Genomic DNA, 22,537 nt, shown 5'->3' with positions numbered 1-22,537 from the left:
AACCTAATTGCTTTTTTTATTCAACTTAATTTTGAGGAACGATTAAGAAACTGTACTGATACTTCTTGTCTAACAGTTTATATTCTTTGTGCGTTTGAGCTCCCCAACTTGTATCTCCACCAACACCCATTTGTTTAAAGTCTATATTTACTGATGTTAAATCTCTAGACTTTACATCTATTGTATGTCTATTAACTACAAGATCGCCTTCTCTTTGTCTACCATCTGTTCTTTCCATAGATTCAAAATCTTCCATTATAGAGTGATGTGCACTAAAATTTATGGTAGGAAAACCGTAAATTTTTATTCCTTTACCCTCTTTGTTAGTAAGACTAACCCATCTAACATCAGTTTTATTACCATTTTCTTGCGGGCGGATGTATGCCCAGTTAAAATCGTCTACTAAACCAGAGTAAGTTCCAATTTTCGCGCCAGATTTTCTATCAAAATAACTTTCATAAGGCCCTCTACCATACCAAGAAATATTATCAAATTCTCTTAAGAGTTGCACATTTAAACCTAATCTTGGTAAATCTGGTAAATCTTTTTGTGTTTTCTCAAAGTTATTTTTCATTAATATAGAGCCATCTGCTTTTATTGTATAACTAATATTAAATTCTGCTATTTTGGTATTTTCTTTGTTTAATAAATCATAATTAACATTTACTAAAGCGTTTGCACCTTGCATTATAGTTTTTATGCTAGCTAGCTTTCTGTTTTTACTTGCATACCTCCAAACTTTACTTCTTTTATGCAGGTTGTTTCCAAAATCATTGTCTATTGGTGCTCTCCAGAAGTTTGGCGTAAACCCATTTTTATCTTTAATAATGTTATCTCCTTTATTGTAACTTAAACTTGTTAGTATACCAGAAGTTTTATTGAATATAGCTTTAACCTTATCGTTTTTAATTTCTATATTTTCTTTAGAATCTGATATTTTTAAATTATTGCTAAGACTTTTAGTTGTAAATGGTTGAGGTTTATTTAAAATAAACTGTTCCCAAGCTACTTCATGTCCTTTTTCTAAAAGGCCTTTTGCTTCTTTAGTAATTGCAGAAATAGTTAAAATTAATTCTTTTGAAGTATCGAAATTTTTAGGCGTTTCAATTTTTACAATTTCCTTTTTAGTTGGTTCAACATCAATATCTATAGTATTCTCAAGAATTGTTTTTCCTTCTAACTCAAATTTATATGTAAAGTCAAATTCACTTAAATTAGTAAAATCGAAATTATTTTCAATTTCATAACCATTACCACGTTTTTTAAATTTGATATTTTGATATACTTTCTTTACCTCCCATAAATGTGGTTTTGGAGCTCTATCTGGATTTACTAAACCATTGATACAGAAATTTCCATCCGAAGGCACATCTTTTGGACCAAAATCACCTCCATAAGCCCAATATTCTTTTCCATCTTCTGTTTTTTTAAGTAACCCTTGATCTACCCAATCCCAAATAAAACCACCTTGAAGTACATCGTGTTTTTCAATTACATCCCAATAATCTTGTAAATTACCAACACTATTTCCCATTGCGTGTGCATATTCACACATAATATATGGTCTGTCTGTGTTGTTTTCTGCATATCTAATTAAGCTGTTAATACCAGGATACATTGGGCAAACAACATCTGTATTTCTATTTTCGCCTGCTTGCTCAAACTGAACTAATCTTGTTGTATCTCTCTGTTTAATCCAATCGTAACCGTCATAAAAAACTTTTCCGTTTCCACATTCATTTCCTAAAGACCATAGAATTATAGAAGGTATATTTTTATCACGTTCTACCATGTTCTTTATTCTATCCATATGCGCGGCTTCCCATTCTGGTAAATAAGCTACATGTTTAGATTCGTCGAATTTAGCTTGATTTGTAGCACCCATTCCATGAGATTCTATATTTGCTTCATCAACAACATACATTCCGTATTCATTACAAATTTTATAGAATTCTTCTGGTTGTGGATAGTGTGATGTTCTAACAGCATTGATGTTAAAACGTTTCATTGTTTCAATATCCTTAATCATAGTTGCTTTATCTACAAAATGGCCTGTAACATCATGATGCTCATGAAGATTGACACCTTTTACTAAAATAGCTTTACCATTTACCAATAACTGCCCGTTTTTCTGCTCAATTTTTCTGAAACCAACTTGTGTTCCAATACGCTCTATGCTATTTTCTTGAGCATCTTTTAACGTAATGACTAATTGATATAAATATGGATTTTCGGCATTCCATGTATTAACATTTTTTATGGTTTTAGTAAAAGAAACATTAGAATTGTTTATTGGTTTTTGTTGATTTAAAACCTCTTTCCCTTTAGCATCAAAAAGTTGAAATTGAACAAAACCAGATTTTTTAGCTTGTTCTGATAAGGTTATATCTAAAGCATATGAACCATCTTTATAGTTGTTTTTAAGATCGGCTCTAGACCAAAAGTCTTTTATATGTGCCTTATTTCTAGTTAATAGATATACATCTCTGGTAATTCCGCTTAATCTCCAAAAATCTTGGTCTTCTATATAACTTGCATCAGACCAACGATAAATTTCTACTGATAATTCGTTATCTCCTTCTACAATATATTTAGTTATATTAAATTCTGCTGGCGTTTTACTATCCTCACTATAACCAACTTTTTTTCCATTTACCCAAACATACATAGCAGAACTAACTGCACCAAAATGCAAAATAACATCTTTGGATAAGGCTTCTTTAGAAATATGAAAAGTTTTACGATACGAGCCTACAGGGTTATAATCTGATTGGATTGTTGGAGGGGTTTTTTCATGAGGATATTTAACATTGGTATAAATAGGAATATCAAATCCTTGTGTTTCCCAGTTACCAGGCACTGTTATATCTTTCCAATCAGAAATATCATAATCTTGTTTAAAAAAGTAAAATGGTCTTTCTGATGGATTTTTTGCTAAGTTAAATTTCCATGTTCCGTTTAAAGATGTATAGTATGGAGATACTTCTGCTTCGTCTTCTTTTACTTGTGCTACTGTTTTATACGGAATAAATGAAGCTCTTGGGGCTTCTTTATTTATTCTGAAAACTTCTGGGTTTTCCCAATCGTGAGGAGATTTTTCATCAAAAGCAATGTCTTGATATTTATGTTTTGAAGAACATGCGAGGGTTAATAATAAACTTATAATTAGGTATTGTGCTTTCATTTATTAAGGAGATGTTAAATATTTATTCGATTTTTTAAATGGACTTTAGGCTTTTTTATTATTGAAATAATCAGCGTAAAAAAGAGAAATAAACTCCTTTTTACGCTAATACTCATCCTTCAAATTATAGATATTACCTTTTAATTAATGTAGAGTTTGGTCCTAAATAAGACGCTTTTACTCCACCAAAATCTATCACTACTTTTTGTATCACCATTCCAGGGTTTCCAGAAATAAGTTTTAAAGTGTGTTTTCCTGGTTTTTTTATTAGAATTTTACTGGTATTGATGGTGCTATTTCTAATAACATTTTGTTTCCAGTTAAAAGAGTATTCGTCTGATGCTGTAGTTTCCCAATGAACTCTACTATTATCTATTTGAACACCGTAAGCAGTACCTGTATTTTTATCTTTACCAAAAAGAGGTAATGCATACGTGTATACAGTTACATAACCAGTACTTTCAGAATAAAAATCATATTCTACACTTGCATTTCTCCAGCCTTTATCCATAATAGTACCCAATTGTATACTTTTACCTTCATAACCAAGTTCATCTATTACTTGAACTTTAGTTGCTCTTTTTTCATTTTTTCGAGAGAAAGCAGATGGTATTATAGAAACAGCACCATTATCTTCTGCATACAAAACACTCTCATCTACCTTAGCGTTTTTAGGATTATGGATAGATAAATAAATTTCTTGTTTCGAATCTTTAGCCTCAATAGTTATATTTCCAGAATTGTTTTTACCAACAGGAGCTGTAGACCAATCTATAGATACTGTTAAAACATCTTGATCGTCTATTTTTCCTTTTTTCTTATCAATTAAAATCCAAGATTTATTTGCTTTTGCTTGCCATTTAAAAGATTGTTCTCCTTTATTAAAAATTTCTATAGTATGATTTTTTTTGGTAAACTTGGTAAAACGTGGTAATACATTTACATTATTTAAAGAAGATCCACTAGGAATATAAATACCCATTTCTGCTTCTTTAGGTATAGAAATTTCTTCTGTTGGTGGTAGTTGAATTGTAGGGTATCTTTCTGGAGCTGTCATTATTCCAGTCCATTTACCGTTTTCTAAACCATTATAATGTGCGGTTATTTCAGATAAACGAGCATCATATTTTTTAACATCATCAATTAAACTATTTGTTGCAGCTCTACCTTGTTGCGCATACCAACGGTTTTTTTGTGCAGTTAGCATTTTCTTATTTTCTAAAGATGCGCCAACTACTGGGTAATACACTAATTGGTAAAACGAAGACTTATATTCTTTTGGTAAATCTTTTAAAATCTTTTCTGCTTTATTTTCTATACTTTCATATTCGTTAAAACGATTTTCAGCTTCGTTATAATTTTCAAAAGAAAATTCTGTATCAGAAATTCTTTCTTTAGCATCTATACTGTTCCAACGCCAATCCCATCCCATGTATTCTGGTTTGCGTTCGAAGCCTAAATGAAAGTAGCTGTTGTATATTTCTTTTAAATCTTGTTTGTATTCATCACCAAAAATTGAAGCTAAGAAAGTGCTATTATAATCTGGAATTGTTTGGTAATTTACCATATCTATATTCCAGGCCAAATCTAAGAAAAACTGCATTCCTAATTCTCCTGGTTTTATGTCGCCAACGTTAAGTAACCAATATTTATCTGCTCCGTTGTTGTAAGCCTTAAACATTTCTTCATAAATTAAAGCTGGAGGTGTTGTATTTAACCATAAGTAGTCGTTTGGTTCACCTAAATAAGAAATATGGTAGTAAACACCTGCGCCTCCTTTACGTTTAGCTTCTTCTGGATTGCTTAATTTTTTTATGTATCCAAAGTTGTCGTCTGGCCAAACTATGGTAACATCTTCGGGTAATTTCATACCACTTTCGTAAATACCTAAAACTTCTTTATAGGGTACAAATATCTGTGGAATTTTATTTGGTTCTTTTTTAATATACTTTTTAAGTATGTCTCTTTCTGCGTCTATAACTTGTTCTAACACATTTGCTTTTGTATATCCTTCAGGAACATCTTTCATACCTGTATCGTGAATACCGCGCATACCTACTGTGTAAATATTTTCATATGGTGCTGCTTCTTTTACTCTTTTGTCTAGAGCATTTAAAACACCTTTTTTATTTCTAACATAATCCCAAGCACCATCTGTTTTTTTATTCCATTCTGTAGTATTATTATACAACAATGGTTCTGCATGGCTACTTGTCATCATAATTGCAAATTTATCTGCAACTACTTTATTTTCTGGATATTTAAAAAAGGCTCCAGTAACCTCGTGCATAGCCGGAGCTAACATGTTTGCTTTTAGTCGAAGTAATAATTCACATACTTTTTCGTATGTATTTGGGCCAATGTCGTTAATTTGTGGATCCATTAATTTTGAAGCCCAGGGTTTTAAGCCCCAATCTTCATCATTTAAAAACACGCCTCTATACTGCACAGAAGGTGCTTTAGAGGTATAATCTAATTCTAAAATTTTTAATTCTTTTCTTTTTACTACAGGAACATCTGCCCACCAATACCAAGGTGAAACTCCAATAGTTTTTGACAACTCGAAAACGCCATAGGCTGTTCCTCTTCTATCGCTACCAATTATTACTAAAGCTTCATTTACATTTGGAAAAGGATTTTTAATGGTTTTATAAGTAAATCTTTCCCAACCTCCTTTTATATTTTTAATATCAATTTTATTGTTGCTTATTAATTGGTCTATTAATTTATTACTACCAAGAGTACCTATTATAATTATATTTTTATCTTTTAGAGATTTTGAAGAAATTTTAGGTTTTTTACCAGTTACACGTTTTATATCTTCAGATAAAAGTTTTGAAGCTATTTTTACAACTTCAAAGTCATTTTTATCATAATATATTGCAGCTATTTTTTTATTATCTACAATTGAAAACGTATTAGAATTATTGTTGTTATTAGCTAATTTTAGTTGTGCTTTTGTAACATTTAAACCTAATACTATTAAAAGAAATGCAATAATTTGTTGCTTTTGTACTCTCATTAATAATCAGTTTTTATAGTTTTTTAAATAAACCTGTTATGTATAATTATACATAACAGGTTTAAAATATGTTAATTATATCCTGGATTCTGAGTTAATTCTGCATCTCTATTTCCTTCTATTTCTGCAGCAGGAATTGGCCATAAATTAAAATGTGGTTGCATTCCTTCAGCCATATAAAAAGGATTGTATTTTTGCACTTGATCATAAAGTAAACCAAGACGCATTAAAGTTAATCTTCTTTTTTCTTCTAGCCCCAATTCTCTTGCACGTTCATCTAATATATAGTCTATGCTAATAGTACCTGCAGTTGCAAATGTTGCTGTGTTAGCTCTTCTTCTAACAACATTTACATCTTCTGCAGCCAAACTAGGTTGGTTATCTGCTAAATAAGCTTCTGCTCTTAATAAATAAGTTTCTGCCAATCTTAACATGTACTGATCTGTATAAGTCATACCAGCATTTGATGTTAATGCAAAAGGAATACTACTATTTCTATAATTTCCTTCTGGATGATTGTATGGTGTAGTAACTTTCGATGGATATGCATAAAACTCTCTTCTACGTGGTAAAACCTCTGTAGAATATTCAGTAGTAATATTTCTAGCTTTTAAAGCTTCAGAATTACTTTGATTATAAACCCTTACAAAGTTATGGTTTGCATTTCTAATATCACTATTCCAATCTGCATCGGAAGCATCATTACCCCAAATTGTATTAGAATAATATGTTGTAGTTATACCCCAACCAATACCTCTACCACCAGTATAATCTCCTACTGGCCAAGAATTAAAAGGGCTAAATCTTAGTAAAGGTGCAAAGTGTCTTTCTAAAGCATAACCACCAGCTCTTCTACCAGTTTCTAGTCCACCACCAGGGATATCTAACTCAAATTGAATTACCCATAGTGCTTCTGTATTTGCAGGGTCGTTTTGATTACCTGCTCTAAACAAATCCCAATAAACGTCTCCAGGAGTTTCTGAACTACGAGTACCAAAACGAGATGTCATTAATGCTGTATTAGGGTTATTAATTACCTTAGTTGTAGCTTCTATGGCATCTTTGTTTCTGCCTAGTGCTAAATACACTTCTGCCAAGTAGTGGTAGGCAATTAAATCGAAGATTTTTCCTTGATCTTTTGGTGCAATTTCTGTTTTATTTGGTAAATTTTGTGATGCAAATTCTAATTCTTGTGCAGCAAAATTTAGAACATCTTCTTTTGTGTCACGAACAAAATCTACTTTAGGTTCGGTTACTTCGTTAGTTACTAAAGGAACACCACCATACAATGTAGCTAAATTTTTATATGAAATACCTCTAAAAAAACGAGCTTGAGCTAATACTTCTTTCTTTTCTTCATCTGTCATTTCAGAATTTTCAGAACGATCAATTACAGTATTACATTCAGCAATAGTTTTATATAATAGATTCCAATGAGTGGTTGCAATTGTACCATCTGGTCTGTAAGCTAAATCCATTCTACTATGGCGATTTGGGTGAGGTTCGCCATCATAAACCAAATCTGTACCATAAATAAAATCAAAAGGTCTATTTTCGTCTCTACTAAAATATTGTCTTCTAAATAAGAAGTATATATTGTTAAGAGATGCATTAAAATCTTCTATAGTTAAATAGGCATTTGCGGAACTTAAAAAATCCTCTGGTTTTTCATCTAAATAATCTTCACTACAAGAGAAGAAAATAGAGAATGTTACTAATAATAAAAATATTTTTTTCATTTTTTTTCTTTTAAAATGTTAAATTAATACCAACTGAATACCCCTTTAATACTGGTCTACCACCGGTAGATAATCCAGAACCTGTTTCAGGGTCCCATCCTCTCCAGTTGGTCCAAGTAGCTAAATTTTTACCACTTACATATAGACTTAATTCATCTATAGATAAACTATTTAATATAGATTTATCGAAATTGTAACGTAAGTTTACATCTTGTAACCTAACAAAACTTCTGTTCTCATATCTTCCTGGGTTTAATCCTCCTCCTAAATAGACAGCGTTTAAACCATCTGGGTTTTGTGGAGACCACCAGTCTATGCCTGAAATTTTATTTTGATACAAAGTATTTGCGTTTCTAAATAAAGCATTATCATTTCTAGCAATATAGCTATCGTTACCACCTTGGATTGAATTAAAAAATAAACTAAGTGAAAAGTTTTTATACTTAAATGTGTTTAATAGTGATGCTCTAAAATCTGGATCAGAAGTTCCAATAAATACACGATCGTCTTGTGGTGTAATTAATCCATCTCCATTCTGATCTACAATTTTATATTCACCTGGGTTAATGCCACCTACTACATTTTCTTCACCTATTTGCATAATACCGTCGTTTTCATAAGTGTAAATTGCACCTAGTGATTTGCCAATAAATAAATTACTATTTACTAAATCGTCCTCTACACCATCACCATCACCATCAACACCAGTTAGTGAAAGAATTTTATTTTTATTGGTTGAAAAATTTGCAGTTGCAGTCCAAGTAAAATCCTCAGATCTAATGATATCTCCTGTTAAAGAAATTTCTAGACCTTTATTTTCTACACTACCAACATTAGTTTGAATATTACTGAACCCTGTTAAATATGGTATTCTAACACTAAATAACAAATCATCTGTTGTGTTTTTGTAAGCATCTATGCTACCTTTAAGTCTATTACTTAGTAAAGAAAAATCTACACCAATGTTTAATCCTTTTGTTTTTTCCCATCTTAAATTAGGGTTGGCAAGAGATGTTAATTCTTGTCCAAATGCAGTTCTGGCGTTAGAACCATCTCCAAAAAGATATCTATTAGATGTACCAACTCGTGCTAAAGATGAATATCTACCTGTTTGGTTACCACTAGTTCCATAAGATGCTCTTAATTTTAAATTATTTAACCATTCAGCATTTTTCATAAAAGACTCATTAGAAACAATCCATCCTAAGGCTCCTGAAGGAAAATATGCTGTTTTGTTGTTTTCTGAAAAAGCTGAAAAACCATCTCTTCTTACGGTTCCGGTTAAGATATATTTATTATCAAATTTGTAATTTACTCTTGCCATTTGGTAATTTAATCTTTCTGTCCAAGCATAAGAACCAACTTCTTGCAACTCACCTACAGAAAGGTTGTTATAACCTAAAGACAATCTTTCAAAACCACTTGCATAAGCATTTGTACCTTCGGCTTTACGTTCTAAAGCACCATATAATAATGTAGCTCCAATATCATGTTTACCAAAAGTTCTTTTGTATTTCAAGATATTATCTAAAGTAAAGTCTTTGTAGAAACCAACGAACTTACCAGCATCACCGGTTTCACCAGCACCATAAATACTAGCACCATAACCTTTATCTATTCTGTAATTATTACCAAAATTAATTCTGTACGAAAGTCCTTTTAAAGGTAGCTGCATTTCTGAATAAATATTTGCAAAGAAAGAATCATGTCTTTCGTAATCTTGAGTTTCTGAATTTAAAAAAGGGTTTAACTCTACTGTACCAGCTGGCGTTGGTATTAAATCTCCATTTTCATCATAAGGTACTAGTAATGGAGACGAAATTCCTAATCGGTATAAACTTGGTTCATCACCATCTTGAATTACAAAAGATCCAAATGTTTGTACACCAACTTTCCACCAATCTGTAGCATCAGCATCTAAATTAATACGCAAATTTTTACGAGAAAAATTATCATTTTTAATTATACCTTCTTGCTCTAAAAGACCTAATGATATCAAATAACTAATTTTATCTGATGCCCCAGCAATACTAATTAAATTTTCTTGAAGAAAACTTGATTGAGTTCCTTCTTTCCACCAGTCGTAATTATTATCATTAAAACTAAGAGGATCATCAGGTGAAGCTAAGTTTGGATTGTAATTTATACCTGCGTTAGGACCAAAATACCCTTGATAATTAGGGTTTGGCGTGGTGTAATCAGGTGCTAAATACTTAAAATCATACAATTGTAATTCTAAATAATCTATATATTCTTCTCTTTCCATTGGTCTTAAACCAACAGTAGGATTTAGTGTGGTAAAAGAAGAAGTTACAGAAACTTTTGTTTTTTGGTTTTTCTTACCGCCCTTTGTTGTAATTAAAATTACACCGTTTGCTGCTTGTGCTCCATATACCGCAGTTGAACTAACATCCTTTAATACATCAATAGATTCTATGTCGTTAGAATTTATTGAAGATAATGAACCATTATATTGAATACCATCTAATATTATTAATACGCTTTGGTTACCTGAAATAGAAACCCTACCACGTATTTGAATACTAGGCGTTGAACCTGCACTAGTAACTTGTCCGATATTTAATCCAGGAACAGTTCCTTGCAAGTTTTGAACTACGTTAGCATTTGGAGCTTCTTTAAAAGCTTCAATGTTAGCTTGTGCAACTGCACCAGTTACATCACTTTTCTTTTGAGTACCATAACCTACTACTACTATCTCATCTAATTCTGATACATCTTCTTTTAATGTTACATTAATTTCAGTTCTACCATTTATACTAGTTTCTATAGTTTTATAGCCTATGTAAGAAAATACAAGCACATCAGATGTTGCAGCTTTAATGGAATATTTACCATCAAAATCGGATATAACTCCAATTGTTGTGCCTTTTACTACAACACTTACACCAGGTATTGGATTGTTAAAATCGTCGGTAATTACACCAGAAACAGTGTTGTTGCTCTGTCCAAGAATAGAAAAAATGCCAAGTCCGAAGAAGATTATAAAAATAATCTTTTCTTTCTGAGACCTAGAAAAGCATTTCATTAATTTTTTCATAAGTTTAAATTGTTTAGTTAAAAAATAGTTTACAAATTATAACGTTTTAGAAATGTGATAAAATTGATACTTTAAATATATGAATGTTTAAAAAATTAACATCATTTCTTACATATATAATTGATAAGTGTAAAAATAACACTTGTTTGCAAGTCGGTGCAGGGTATAAATCAGCTAATAATGGGTAACAAAATGACCAAACATTTTTCTTGTTGTTTTTAAAAATAAATTAATAAACTGATAAACAGAAAAATACATGTTATTTTATTTATTAGGTTTTTTATTAATGGTTCTCTTTTGATTTATTAAATATTTATTTTTTGTCTATAAAAATAACTTTTATAGGTTATAAATAATAATTTTTTACATTAAATGTAATTTTCACACTTATAATATAAATTATATGTTTAATTTTAGCCATAATTATTTTACGTTTTATATGATAAAAAAAAACATTTTCATTTTTTTAAGCATACTATTTGGTGTAAATACAGTCTCTAGCCAGCAAAATAAGTACATAGAAGATATCTTAACTTTTCATTTATTGGATGTAGAATCTGGTTTGTCACATAATTTTGTTAATGATATTGAACAAGACTCCCTTGGTTTTATTTGGGTGGCAACAATAGATGGATTAAATCGTTATAATGGAACTAGTTTTACAAAATTTAAGAAAGATTATCAAAACAAAAAATCAAGTATAATTAATAATCATATATCAGAAATAAAAATTGGTCATAAAGGTGATATATTAATAGCAACTGATAAAGGTTTTACAAGATACAGTGCAAAAAACGAAGAGTTTTCAAATTCTATATCAAATAAAGAAAACATTAAATCTGCAATTAGTTGTTTAACTATTGGCCCTAGTAAAGAGCTTGTTTTAGGATCATCTATTAACGAATGGGGGGTAAAAATTATTGATAATACTGGCAAAATAACAGTTCTTAATCATCAACAAGAAAATAGAAGCTCTTTATCTTCTAATAAGATATTTAATTTATTGTCTCAAGGAGATTCTGTATTGTGGATTGGTACAAGTGGAAGAGGTTTAAATAAATACAACTATAAAACAAAGAAAATAACTAGGGTAGATCTCTTAGATTCTACTTTATCTATAAACTCGCTTTTCACAGATTCTGAAGGAAATTTATGGGTTGGAAGTAATAACGGTATTCGTGTTTTAAGCAAAAACGGAGAGACTTTTAGCTTAAATAAATCTTTGGTTTATGAGAAAGGCTTAAGTGATGATATAATCCTTTCTTTTGAAGAAGATGATCAAAATAAAATGTGGATTGGAACTCGTAATGGTGGATTAAATATATTGGATATTCCTTCCTTTTTATCTAAAAAGAAACTCTCCATTAAGTGGTTTTTGCCAAAAAGTGATGGCTCTAGTGTGTATAATAGAACTGTATCGTCTATAAAAAAAGATAATAATGGTAATATGTGGATTGGTACTAGCACAGGTTTAAACTTTGTAAACCCAAAAGGAGAACCAATTAAGCTATTTGATAAAAATACAGAACACCCTAATAGACTTTCTCATAACCGAATTGGAGCTTTTGCACAAAAAGCGGATGGTAAAATTTGGATTGGTACAGACGGAGCAGGATTAAATTTATTTGATCCAAATACGGGTAAATTTTTAACTTATAGGCACAATCCTATAGATGCTACAAGTTTAAGTAACGACTACATTTTATCTTTACTCGAGGATACAAAAAATAGAGTTTGGGCAGGTACTTATTGTGGAGGTATAAATAAAATAGATTGGAAAACAGGACAAAGTAAACGCTATTTACAAAATTCAATAGAGGATGGAAGCGATGTTAGAAAAATTTTTGAGGATACTCTTGGGCAAATTTGGGTAGGTACAAATCGTGGAGGTTTGTATAAATATTTAGAAATAGAAGATAAATTTAAATACATAAAAAGTATTGGTAAAAAAGATATAAGAGATATTTTTAATGATGATGATGGTAATTTATGGTTAGCCACTTATGGAGATGGTGTTCTAAAATATAATCCAAAAACAGAATCGGTTTTACAATACAAAATTGAGAATACAAAGGGCATGACAAGCAATGTGATTTTTTGTATTTTACGTCTTAAAAATGGCGAAATTCTGGCAGGAACAAGGTATGCTGGACTAATTAAAATTAATCCAAAAACAAAAAAAACGACAAGTTTTACAGAGAATGATGGTCTTAGCAATAATAATGTAAGTAGTATTATTAAGGAAAACGATGCTAACATTTGGCTTGGTACTTTTGATGGAATTAGTCATTTTAATTCAGAAACTAATATTATAAAAAACTTAAATACTTATAATAATATTCAGCGAAGTGAATTTAATATAGGAGCCGCATTAAAAGATAAAAACGGGTATCTCTATTTTGGAGGTAACAAGGGGTTTAATATGTTTCATCCTAAAAAAGTAAAAGGCAAAATTTCAAATTCTAACTCAATTGTATTTGAAAACATACAAGTATTAAATAAAAAAGTACCTGTTACCCCAAATATTAAAGATGCAATTTTAAAAGAATCTATTTCATATCAAGATCAAATAACGTTAAATCATAATAAAAATGTTTTAACTATTGATTTTTCTTTATTAAAATATCCCGTAGCAAAAAAAGTTCTTTATTGTTATAAATTAGAAGGTTATCATAAAAGTTGGATCAATAACAATAGTATTGGAAAAGCAAATTTAATTAACATTCCTCCAGGCGATTATTTACTAAGAGTAAAAGCAAAATTAGATTCTGGAAAAGAGGTTTTTAATAAACTAGCTATAACTATTGTGCCTCCATTTTATAAAACTACACTTTTTTATTTGCTATGTTTACTACTGATAATTCTTACTATTTATATAGCATTAAAATATTATTCGAAACATATTAACTTAAAAAACTCATTACTATTTGAAAAAAAACAAAGGCAATTAGAACAAGATTTTAATAAAGAAAGAATGCAATTTTTTACCAATTTTTCACACGAATTAAGAACTCCTTTAACACTAATTTTAGGTCCTTTAGATGATCTTTTAAAAGAAATTAACACACAAAAACAAGTAGCTAGCTTAAAATTAATAAAGAAAAATGCAACTTATTTATCTAAAACTATCAATAAGCTTTTAGAGTTTAGAAAATCTGAAGTAGGCCTTAATGATTTAGTAATTGGAAAATACAATTTACCTTCTATTTTAAAACAATTGGTAGATAATTACTCTTTATTGGCACAAAAAAAAGGTATTAAACTAACTTATACTTTTGCGGATAAAGATTTTATGGCCTATTTTGATTTAGAAAAAATACAAATTATAGTAAATAATTTACTATCCAATTCTATAAAACATTCTAAAGAAAAAGGAAGTATTAACTTAACTCTAGACTATGATGAAAAACATTTTAAAATAATTGTGGAAGATACAGGGTCTGGAATTCATCCTGACGATTTTAACCATATTTTTGAATGCTATTATCAATCAAAAACATTACCAAGAAAAAAAGGCTCAGGCATAGGGCTTGCTTTGTCTAAAAAATTCGCAGAATTTCATGATGGTACAATAACAGTAAGTAGTGAATTTGGTAAAGGAGCTACTTTTACACTTATTATTCCAAGAGACAAGTCATTATTTAGTAATGCAATAATTAAAGAAAATGCTACTAAAGTTTTAGATATAGTAAAACCATTGCCTTCAGATATTTCGGATACAACGTCTATAAACATACCAGAAGTAAAAAAAGAAATAAACGTAAATCTAGATGAAAATAGATTGGTTATATTAATAATTGATGATAATCTTGATATTCTTGAATATTTAAAGGGGTTGTTAGATAACAAGTATGATATAATTTATTCTGTAAATGGGCAAGAAGGTATAGAAAAGGCTATCAAATATGTGCCAGATTTAATTATTTCTGATATAATGATGCCCAAAAAAAGTGGTATAGATTTGTGCTCAGTACTTAAAAAAGAAATCACAACTACGCATATACCGATCATCTTACTAACTGCAAAAAGTAATACAAAAAGTATTAAACAAGGTTACGAAATAGGTGCAGATGATTATATTATAAAACCCTTTAATAGCCATATTCTTTTGGCTAGAATTAAAAATTTAATAGATAACAGAACCTCATTAAGAAAATACTTTTTGGACCAAGAAAAACCAAATCTTTCTCTTTCTACAGGACAATCTAAACAATTAGATAAAGAAAAAGAATTTTTAAGAAAATTAGATACTGTTATTTTAAAAAATTTAAAAGAAGGAAAAGCAAATGTAAAAAATATTACCAATGAAATAGGAATGAGTAGAACACCTCTTTTTAGAAAAATTAAAGCAATTACCGGCGAAAACATAAATGAATATATTACAAGGGTAAAATTGAAAAAGGCTGCTTCATTAATAAAGCATGAAGGTCTTTCTGTTTCTCAAGCAGCTTTTGAGGTTGGCTATAACAGTACTAAATATTTTAGACAGATATTTAAAAAACAGTTTGGGGTTTTACCATCTAAATACAAAAAATAAATGCGATTATAAGAAATCGCATTTATTGTAATAATTTATTTTAAAAGCTTACTTTTTAAGTATTAAATGTCTTATTCCTTTTTCAAGACCAGAAAGTTCTGCTAAGCCTTTCATTCTTCCAATTAAAGGGTAACCAGGATTAGATTTTCTATTAAAATCATCTAACATTTTATGTCCGTGATCTGGTCTAATAGCAATATTATAATCTAATCTACCTGTATGTTTTCTTCTTATTTGCTCTTCGATAATAACTTTCATTACCGCAGCTAAATTTACATGTTCATCTAAGTGCTCTGCTTCATAAAAATCGCCATTATCTAAGATTTTTGTACTTCTTAAATGTAAAAAATGAACTCTATCTGCGTAGTTCTTAAATATTTCTGGTAAATTATTATCTGTTCTTGCTCCTAAAGAACCAGTACAAAAGGTAATTCCATTATGTAAAGATGGGCAAGTATTTGATAACCATGCAAAATCTTCTGCTGTGCTAACAATTCTTGGTAATCCTAATAAAGGATAAGGAGGATCATCTGGGTGAACTGCCAAATTAACACCATATTCTTCTGCTACAGGAATAACTTCATTTAAAAAATATGAAAAATTTTCTCGTAATTTCTCTTTATCAATGCCATTGTATTCTGCTAGTAGCTTCAAGAATATTTTGATAGGCTCTTTTTCATCTTCACCTACAGCTCCATCAATAAAAGATTGTGTAACTACAATAATATTGTAAGCAATTGCTTTTATTTCATCTTTACTTAACTTGTTGTATATAGCTTTTGCGGCTGTAATTTGTTTATCTGTATACTCTTTTGCTGCGTTGGGTCTTTCTAAAATATACATATCAAAAGCAGCAAATAAATCTGCTTCAAAATACATTGCTTCTGTACCATTTTTAAGTGTATATTTTAAATTGGTTCTGGCCCAATCTAAAACAGGCATAAAATTATAACATATTGTTGTTATCCCGCATTTACCCAAGTTTTTTACACTCTCTTTATAGTTTGCAATTAATTTATCTCTACTTGGTTTTCCTTTTTTAATATCTTCATGCAATGGTAAACTTTCTACCACATCCCAGGTTAGGCCATGAGTTTCTATATTATTTTTAGTTTTTAAGATTTCTTCTATAGACCAAACTTGTCCATTTGGAATATGATGAAGTGCGGTAACAATACCTTTAGCTCCAGTTTGTGCTATTTGTGCTAAGCTTATTGGGTCTTTTTTACCAAACCACCTTAATGTTTTTTTTAACTCCATTTTTTTAAATTAAACGCCACTAAAAGAACTAAAACCACCATCAATAGGAATAATAGTACCTGTAATAAAACTTGCAGAATCTGAACATAAGAAATGTACCAATCCGTTTAATTCATTAATATCACCAAAACGCTTCATAGGTGTTCTAGCTAAAACTTTTTTACTTCTTTCAGTATAAGAACCATCATCATTAATTAATACTTTTCGGTTTTGGTCTCCAATAAAAAAGCCTGGAGCAATAGCATTTACACGTACTTTTTCTCCAAATTTAGTACCTAATTCCATCGCTAACCATTTCGTAAAAATGTCTATTCCGCTTTTAGCAACAGAATAGCCAGGAACACGTGTTATTGCAGATAATGTAGCCATTGAAGATACGTTAATAATACTACCTTTACCATTATTAGCCATTGCTTCGCCAAAAACCAAACAAGGATAAACAGTACCGTTTAAATTTAGATTTGTTACTTTTTCAAAATCTTCAATTTTCATATCGAAAACTGTTTGATCTTCAGTTAAAGTAGCTCCCGGTAAATTACCACCAGCAGCATTAATTAAAATATCTATACTACCCCAAGCGTCTAAAATTTTAGACCTTGTTATTTTCATTTCTTCTACATCTAAAACGTTAGAAACAAATCCGATAGCTTCACCTCCAAGCTCTTGTAATTCTGTAACTCTATTGTTTACATTTTCTTCACGAATGTCTAAAACTACAACCTTACAGCCTACTTTTACTAAATGCCTAGAAATACTTCCTCCTAAAACACCTCCACCACCTGTAACAATAGCAACTTTACCTTCTATATTAAAAAAATTATTATTCATATTTTATTAAGTTTAATGATCTGTGTGATATTAGTAACAAATTAAATTGTATTTTTTTAGAATGATAGAGTAGAAATTGACTAAAATGAGCATCTTAATTGATTTATTACTTTTTTCTTGTTATTTTTTCTATCGGATAGAATAATTCTTTTAGTTTTTAATGAATTTTTTTATACAAGTTTTTTCTTTGTCAACTATTTTAATAAAGTAAACTCCCGATGATAAATTACCTACATTTATAGAACTACTATTTTGTATTAACTTTTTATCAATTAAAAGTCTGCCTGAATTATCATATAAAGATAGTTCTTGTTTTTCTGATAAACTGCCAGTAATATCAATAGAAATAATTTTTGATGTTGGATTTGGATAGATATTAAAATTTAGTTCATTTTTTACATCATTTAATCCTGCTGTAGCAGATGTTCCTAAAAAGGTAAAATCAAATTTATCAAACACCATTAAATGTCCGTTTGATGAGGGGTTTTTACCAACTATTTGAAACTTTAAATTTATGTCATCAGAACCTATTTCAATATTTCCAAAATCATTTTTATAGTATTTAAATTCATTATTATATAAATCTTCTGGCGGGCAAGTAGCATTACCATTAATATATAATTGAACAAAACCTCGATTTGGAGCTCCTTTTAGAATTGTTGATAAATTGTAAATACCAGCTCCTGGAGATGGAATTGTATATTCTACAAAATCTCCAATTGCGTTAGACTCTAATACAGTAGAAGAACCACCACTTGCTGCTATTTCGTTAATGGTATAATGTGGTCTTCCTGTAGTGTAAGAACTTTTAACTGTAAGGTTTTCTGCTTCAAATGATACTTTGTTGTTAGCATTTGTAGCTGCAGAAACATATACAGCATAAGCGCTTTTAGGCGTCATTTGTGGTAAAGTTAAGAATACACTATTGTTATTTATATCATAATCACCAGCAATAACGACTTCAGGGTTTGTAAGCACCATTTCATTTGTGATTAATTCTACTCTTATATTTACTTTTTCTTTATTGGTAAGGTATTCAGGAATATTATTTAAAGTTAATGTTACATCATGAGGTGTAAAATAATTTCGCGTTCCAATTAAAATAACAGATCTTTTCATATTACTATCAGAACTAGCAAGTGCATCAGAATTTTCGCCATCAACATTTACAGCTACTTTTCTTCCTGTCATATTTTTATATGCGTTATAATTCCACCACATTCCTCTTGGTAAATTCGCATTATCACTATCTGCCATATCTGCGAGTGTTGCTATAAAATCAGGATCATCTCCAATACGTGTCCAACATGCATGTAAACCAAATTCAAAACCATATTGCACTGCTCTTTCCATAGAAGCTAAATAGTAAACATTTACACCTGGTATAGAAGTGTTGTCATTTGAATACGATTGCCCTTGATATTCTGTAACTGTCATTGGCATTGGAGTTATTTCGTTGTTTTCCATCCATTCTTTTAACTCTTTACAATGTGCTTCTATATTTAATGGATCGTTAGAGAGTTCATGCCATGCCAGAACATCTGGTAAACATTGATTAGCTTTACAGTATAATAAAAACTCTTTCATAAAGTTAAAATCATATCGATGATCTTCTGGAGCTTGAATTCTAGCTTCTGAATTTAGAGATTTTACCGCTTTGTAAGCTATTTCATGTGCTTTAAAGTACCTATTTCTATTAGAACTACTATTTCCCCATTGTAATCGAGGTTCGTTCCAAGTAATCCAAGAATAAATATCAAGATTTTTAGACATAGCCTCATTATAGATATTTTTACAAATTTCTTCCCATTTATTAAAGTCTCCTTCATCTCCAGGAAAATAAGAGTCATTAGCTCTGTAGTAGTACAAACCAATCATTAACTTAGCAGCAGTTGCACTAGCTCTATTATAAGTGGGCAGTTCAAAAAAACTTGGCAAGTTTATATGATAATCTGCACCTCTTATTGCCCTAACTTTTATTCCATCTATTAAATATTGTGAAGGATTATTTTCACTTATTCCATGCAGTAATCCGCTTGCAACTTGTTTAGATTCTCCTTTATCTATGGCATAATCTATCTTAATATTTGATGATGTTTGAGAGTTAAGATTAAAAACAATAAAACACGATAGTACTGTAAAAAGAATTGTAATTTTCATGAGGTAATAATTTAAGTTTGGTTTAAAAGTTTTAATGTAGAATTAAAACAGTACTTTAAAATATTACATAAAGGAAGGGCTTATAACAATGTTGAATGAGTAGTAAATTAGCAAAAAAAGGGGTAATTATTAGCTTTTTTATATTTATAGGTGGATTTCCCTTTTTTGAAGACTAAATATAACTTAATTTTTTTTTAAAGTATGATTCACAATCTAAATAAAAAAGAGAAGTTTTTTTTAAAAAATTAAATTTTAAGATAAAAGTTGTTACCTTGTTTTTCGTCGTATTTATGCTGGTCAAATTTATATAAGTATGACCCTTTTGTAGAAGAAGACATATCTTTTTCTTTTAATTTAACCAAGATATCCATAGAATTAATTTTATTAATAAAATTACGTTTATCTATTTCTTTATCTAAGATAGCCTCATATAATTTTTGTAATTGACGCATGGTAAATTTTTCTGGTAAAAGTTCAAAACCTATAGGATTAATTGAAGTTCTTCTTCTTAATCTTCTAACCGCTTTTTCTACCATTAAGTTATGGTCAAAAATTAAATCTGGAATTTTAGATAGGCTAAACCATTTTGCATTGTAGTTTTCTATTAATTCTTTGTTGTGTTTTTCTATGTCAACAATTGCATAATAAGATGTAGAAATAGTTCTATCTACAGGATCTCTATTAACTTCACTAAAAGAGTACAATTGTTCCATATAAATATTATGCATCCCTGTTAATTTAAAAAGCACTCTGGCAGCAGCATCATCTAAAGTTTCTTCTTTTTTTAAGAATCCACCCATTAAAGACCACTTGCCTTTTTCTGGTTCAAAATCTCTTCGAATTAAAAGAACTTTCAAATCCTCATCATCAAAACCAAATATGATACAATCTACAGCTAAAAAAACTCTATCTTCTGAGAAATAACCTTTAAGCATACTTAAAAAATTTATGCTAAAATATATTTTTTTTATATAATAACCAATGAATACAGGTATATAAGTGTAAAAATAACATTTATATTGTTATTTACTTGTATTTATTAAATTTTTGTTCTTATTTTTACAAATGTAAAAAATACACTTATAAGCTTTTTTAAAAGAAAAAATATTTTATAACATATTTATAAACAAAAGAATGATTCATTTTAAAACAAAATTATTAAAAGCTTTTACAGTTTTTATTGCAGGAACTTTAAGTGTATTTTCTCAAGACAAAATAACTTCTATATCTATTACATCTGAGAAGGATGCTCCAATAATTAGTAAACATATTTACGGACATTTTGCTGAGCATTTAGGAAGATGTATTTATGATGGGTTTTATGTAGGAGATTCTTCATCAATAGCGAATACAAACGGTGTTCGTAACGATATTATTAAAGCGCTTAAAGAATTACAAATTCCAAATTTACGTTGGCCAGGTGGATGTTTTGCAGATACGTATCATTGGAAAGACGGAATTGGTCCTAAAGAAAATAGACCAACAATTGTAAATAAATGGTGGGGTGGAGTTACAGAAGACAATAGTTTCGGAACTCACGATTTTTTAAATATGTGTGAAATGTTAGGAACTGAACCTTATTTGTCAGGAAATGTAGGAAGTGGAACAGTGCAAGAATTAGCAGATTGGGTTCAGTACACCAATTTTGGAGGGATTAGTCCTATGAGTAAATTACGTGAAGAAAATGGAAGAAAGGAACCCTGGAAAGTAAAGTTTTGGGGTATTGGTAATGAAGCATGGGGTTGTGGAGGTAATATGACTGCCGAATACTATGCGAACGAATATCGTAAGTATGCCACTTTTATTTCAGACTGGGAAAATACAGGAGGATTATTACGTATTGCTTCTGGAGCAAATAGTGATGATTATCATTGGACAGAAACTTTAATGAAAAACATTCCATCACATTTATTAGGTGGAGTAGCTTTGCATCATTATTCAGTAGTTAATTGGAAAAAGAAGGGAGATGCTATTACATTTACAGATGCACAGTATTTCAGAACCATGGAAGAGGCATTAAAAATGGAAGAATTGGTAACCAAGCATGCTGCCATTATGAATAAATATGACCCTAAGAAAAAAATTGACTTAATTGTTGATGAATGGGGTGGATGGTACGAAGTTCAGAAAGGAACAAATCCAGGGTTTTTATACCAGCAAAATACAATGAGAGATGCACTTTTAGCTGGAGCTACTTTAAATATTTTTAACAACCATGCAGATAGAGTTCGTATGGCTAACTTGGCTCAAGCTGTAAATGTATTACAAGCAGTTATTCTTACAGATAAAGCTAAAATGATTTTAACGCCAACATATCATGTAATGAATATGTATAAAGTTCATCAAGATGCAAAGTTATTACCGTTGTCTTTTGAATCTCCTAAATTTAATTTTGAAGGAAAATCATTACCAGCAGTTTCTGTATCTGCTTCAAAAGATAAAAATGGATCAACTCATATTTCCTTAGTAAACATAGATCCTACAAAAGATAATGAAGTAGAAATTGATATAGCGAAGCTTGGAGTCAAAAATGTTTCAGGAACTATTTTGACTTCAAAAAACTTAAGAGATTATAATAGTTTTGACGAACCTAATAAAATTAAACCCAAAAACTTTAAAAAGTTTAAAGTCAAAAAAGGAATATTAAAAGTAACCATTCCTGCTTTTTCAGTAATTGTTTTAGAAGGGAAATAAATAATAATTGTTTTGAAAGAACCAAATCACTTTTTTAAAATTTTATCAATAGGTC

Annotated in this window: 10 protein-coding genes; 2 read left to right on the top strand and 8 right to left on the bottom strand. The window is 29.8% G+C overall.

Annotated features, from left to right (window positions below; genetic code table 11):
* Nucleotides 1–25: 25 nt before the first annotated feature.
* The 4 genes from lacZ to ACWYN7_RS05845 all read right to left on the bottom strand — a co-directional run bounded on the left by lacZ (nt 26) and on the right by ACWYN7_RS05845 (nt 11,003).
* A complete protein-coding gene (gene lacZ, locus ACWYN7_RS05860; RefSeq protein ID WP_462858916.1) occupies nt 26–3,184 on the bottom strand; it encodes a beta-galactosidase, LacZ type in 3,159 nt (1,052 codons plus the stop codon).
* A gap of 133 nt (nt 3,185–3,317) precedes the next feature.
* Nucleotides 3,318–6,206 (bottom strand): glycosyl hydrolase 115 family protein, encoded by a 2,889-nt coding sequence (locus ACWYN7_RS05855; protein WP_462858915.1) that lies wholly within the window; start codon nt 6,204–6,206, stop codon nt 3,318–3,320.
* Between the two features lie 71 nt (nt 6,207–6,277).
* Nucleotides 6,278–7,945 (bottom strand): RagB/SusD family nutrient uptake outer membrane protein, encoded by a 1,668-nt coding sequence (locus ACWYN7_RS05850; RefSeq protein ID WP_462858914.1) that lies wholly within the window; start codon nt 7,943–7,945, stop codon nt 6,278–6,280.
* A 10-nt stretch (nt 7,946–7,955) separates the two neighbouring features.
* The gene (locus ACWYN7_RS05845; RefSeq protein ID WP_462858913.1) at nt 7,956–11,003 is read right to left on the bottom strand and encodes a SusC/RagA family TonB-linked outer membrane protein; all 3,048 of its coding nucleotides are present in this window, start codon (nt 11,001–11,003) and stop codon (nt 7,956–7,958) included.
* Between the two features lie 439 nt (nt 11,004–11,442).
* Here ACWYN7_RS05845 and ACWYN7_RS05840 point away from each other — a divergent pair, with 439 nt between their 5' ends.
* Nucleotides 11,443–15,540, top strand: a complete 4,098-nt coding sequence (locus ACWYN7_RS05840) for a hybrid sensor histidine kinase/response regulator (RefSeq protein ID WP_462858912.1) — start codon at nt 11,443–11,445, stop codon at nt 15,538–15,540.
* A 48-nt stretch (nt 15,541–15,588) separates the two neighbouring features.
* Here ACWYN7_RS05840 and uxuA read toward each other — a convergent pair whose 3' ends face one another.
* The 4 genes from uxuA to ACWYN7_RS05820 form a co-directional block, all read right to left on the bottom strand.
* Complete coding sequence (uxuA, locus tag ACWYN7_RS05835; RefSeq protein ID WP_462858911.1) at nt 15,589–16,800, bottom strand: mannonate dehydratase; 1,212 nt, start codon at nt 16,798–16,800, stop codon at nt 15,589–15,591.
* Between the two features lie 9 nt (nt 16,801–16,809).
* Nucleotides 16,810–17,628: an SDR family oxidoreductase gene (locus ACWYN7_RS05830; protein WP_462858910.1), complete on the bottom strand. Its 819-nt coding sequence runs from the start codon at nt 17,626–17,628 to the stop codon at nt 16,810–16,812.
* Nucleotides 17,629–17,778: 150 nt separating this feature from the next.
* Entirely contained in the window at nt 17,779–19,788 is a 2,010-nt protein-coding gene (locus ACWYN7_RS05825) for a T9SS type A sorting domain-containing protein (protein WP_462858909.1), read from the bottom strand.
* Nucleotides 19,789–20,033: 245 nt separating this feature from the next.
* Nucleotides 20,034–20,723 (bottom strand): NUDIX hydrolase, encoded by a 690-nt coding sequence (locus tag ACWYN7_RS05820; RefSeq protein ID WP_462858908.1) that lies wholly within the window; start codon nt 20,721–20,723, stop codon nt 20,034–20,036.
* A 199-nt stretch (nt 20,724–20,922) separates the two neighbouring features.
* On the opposite strand from ACWYN7_RS05820, the gene ACWYN7_RS05815 reads away from it, so the two are divergent.
* Nucleotides 20,923–22,482, top strand: a complete 1,560-nt coding sequence (locus tag ACWYN7_RS05815) for an alpha-N-arabinofuranosidase (protein ID WP_462858907.1) — start codon at nt 20,923–20,925, stop codon at nt 22,480–22,482.
* The last annotated feature ends 55 nt before the right edge of the window (nt 22,483–22,537 follow it).

The organism is Polaribacter sp. M10 (assembly GCF_054968445.1).
The sequence above is the reverse complement of the archived record's forward strand: the minus strand, read 5'-3'. Positions and strand labels throughout refer to the sequence as shown.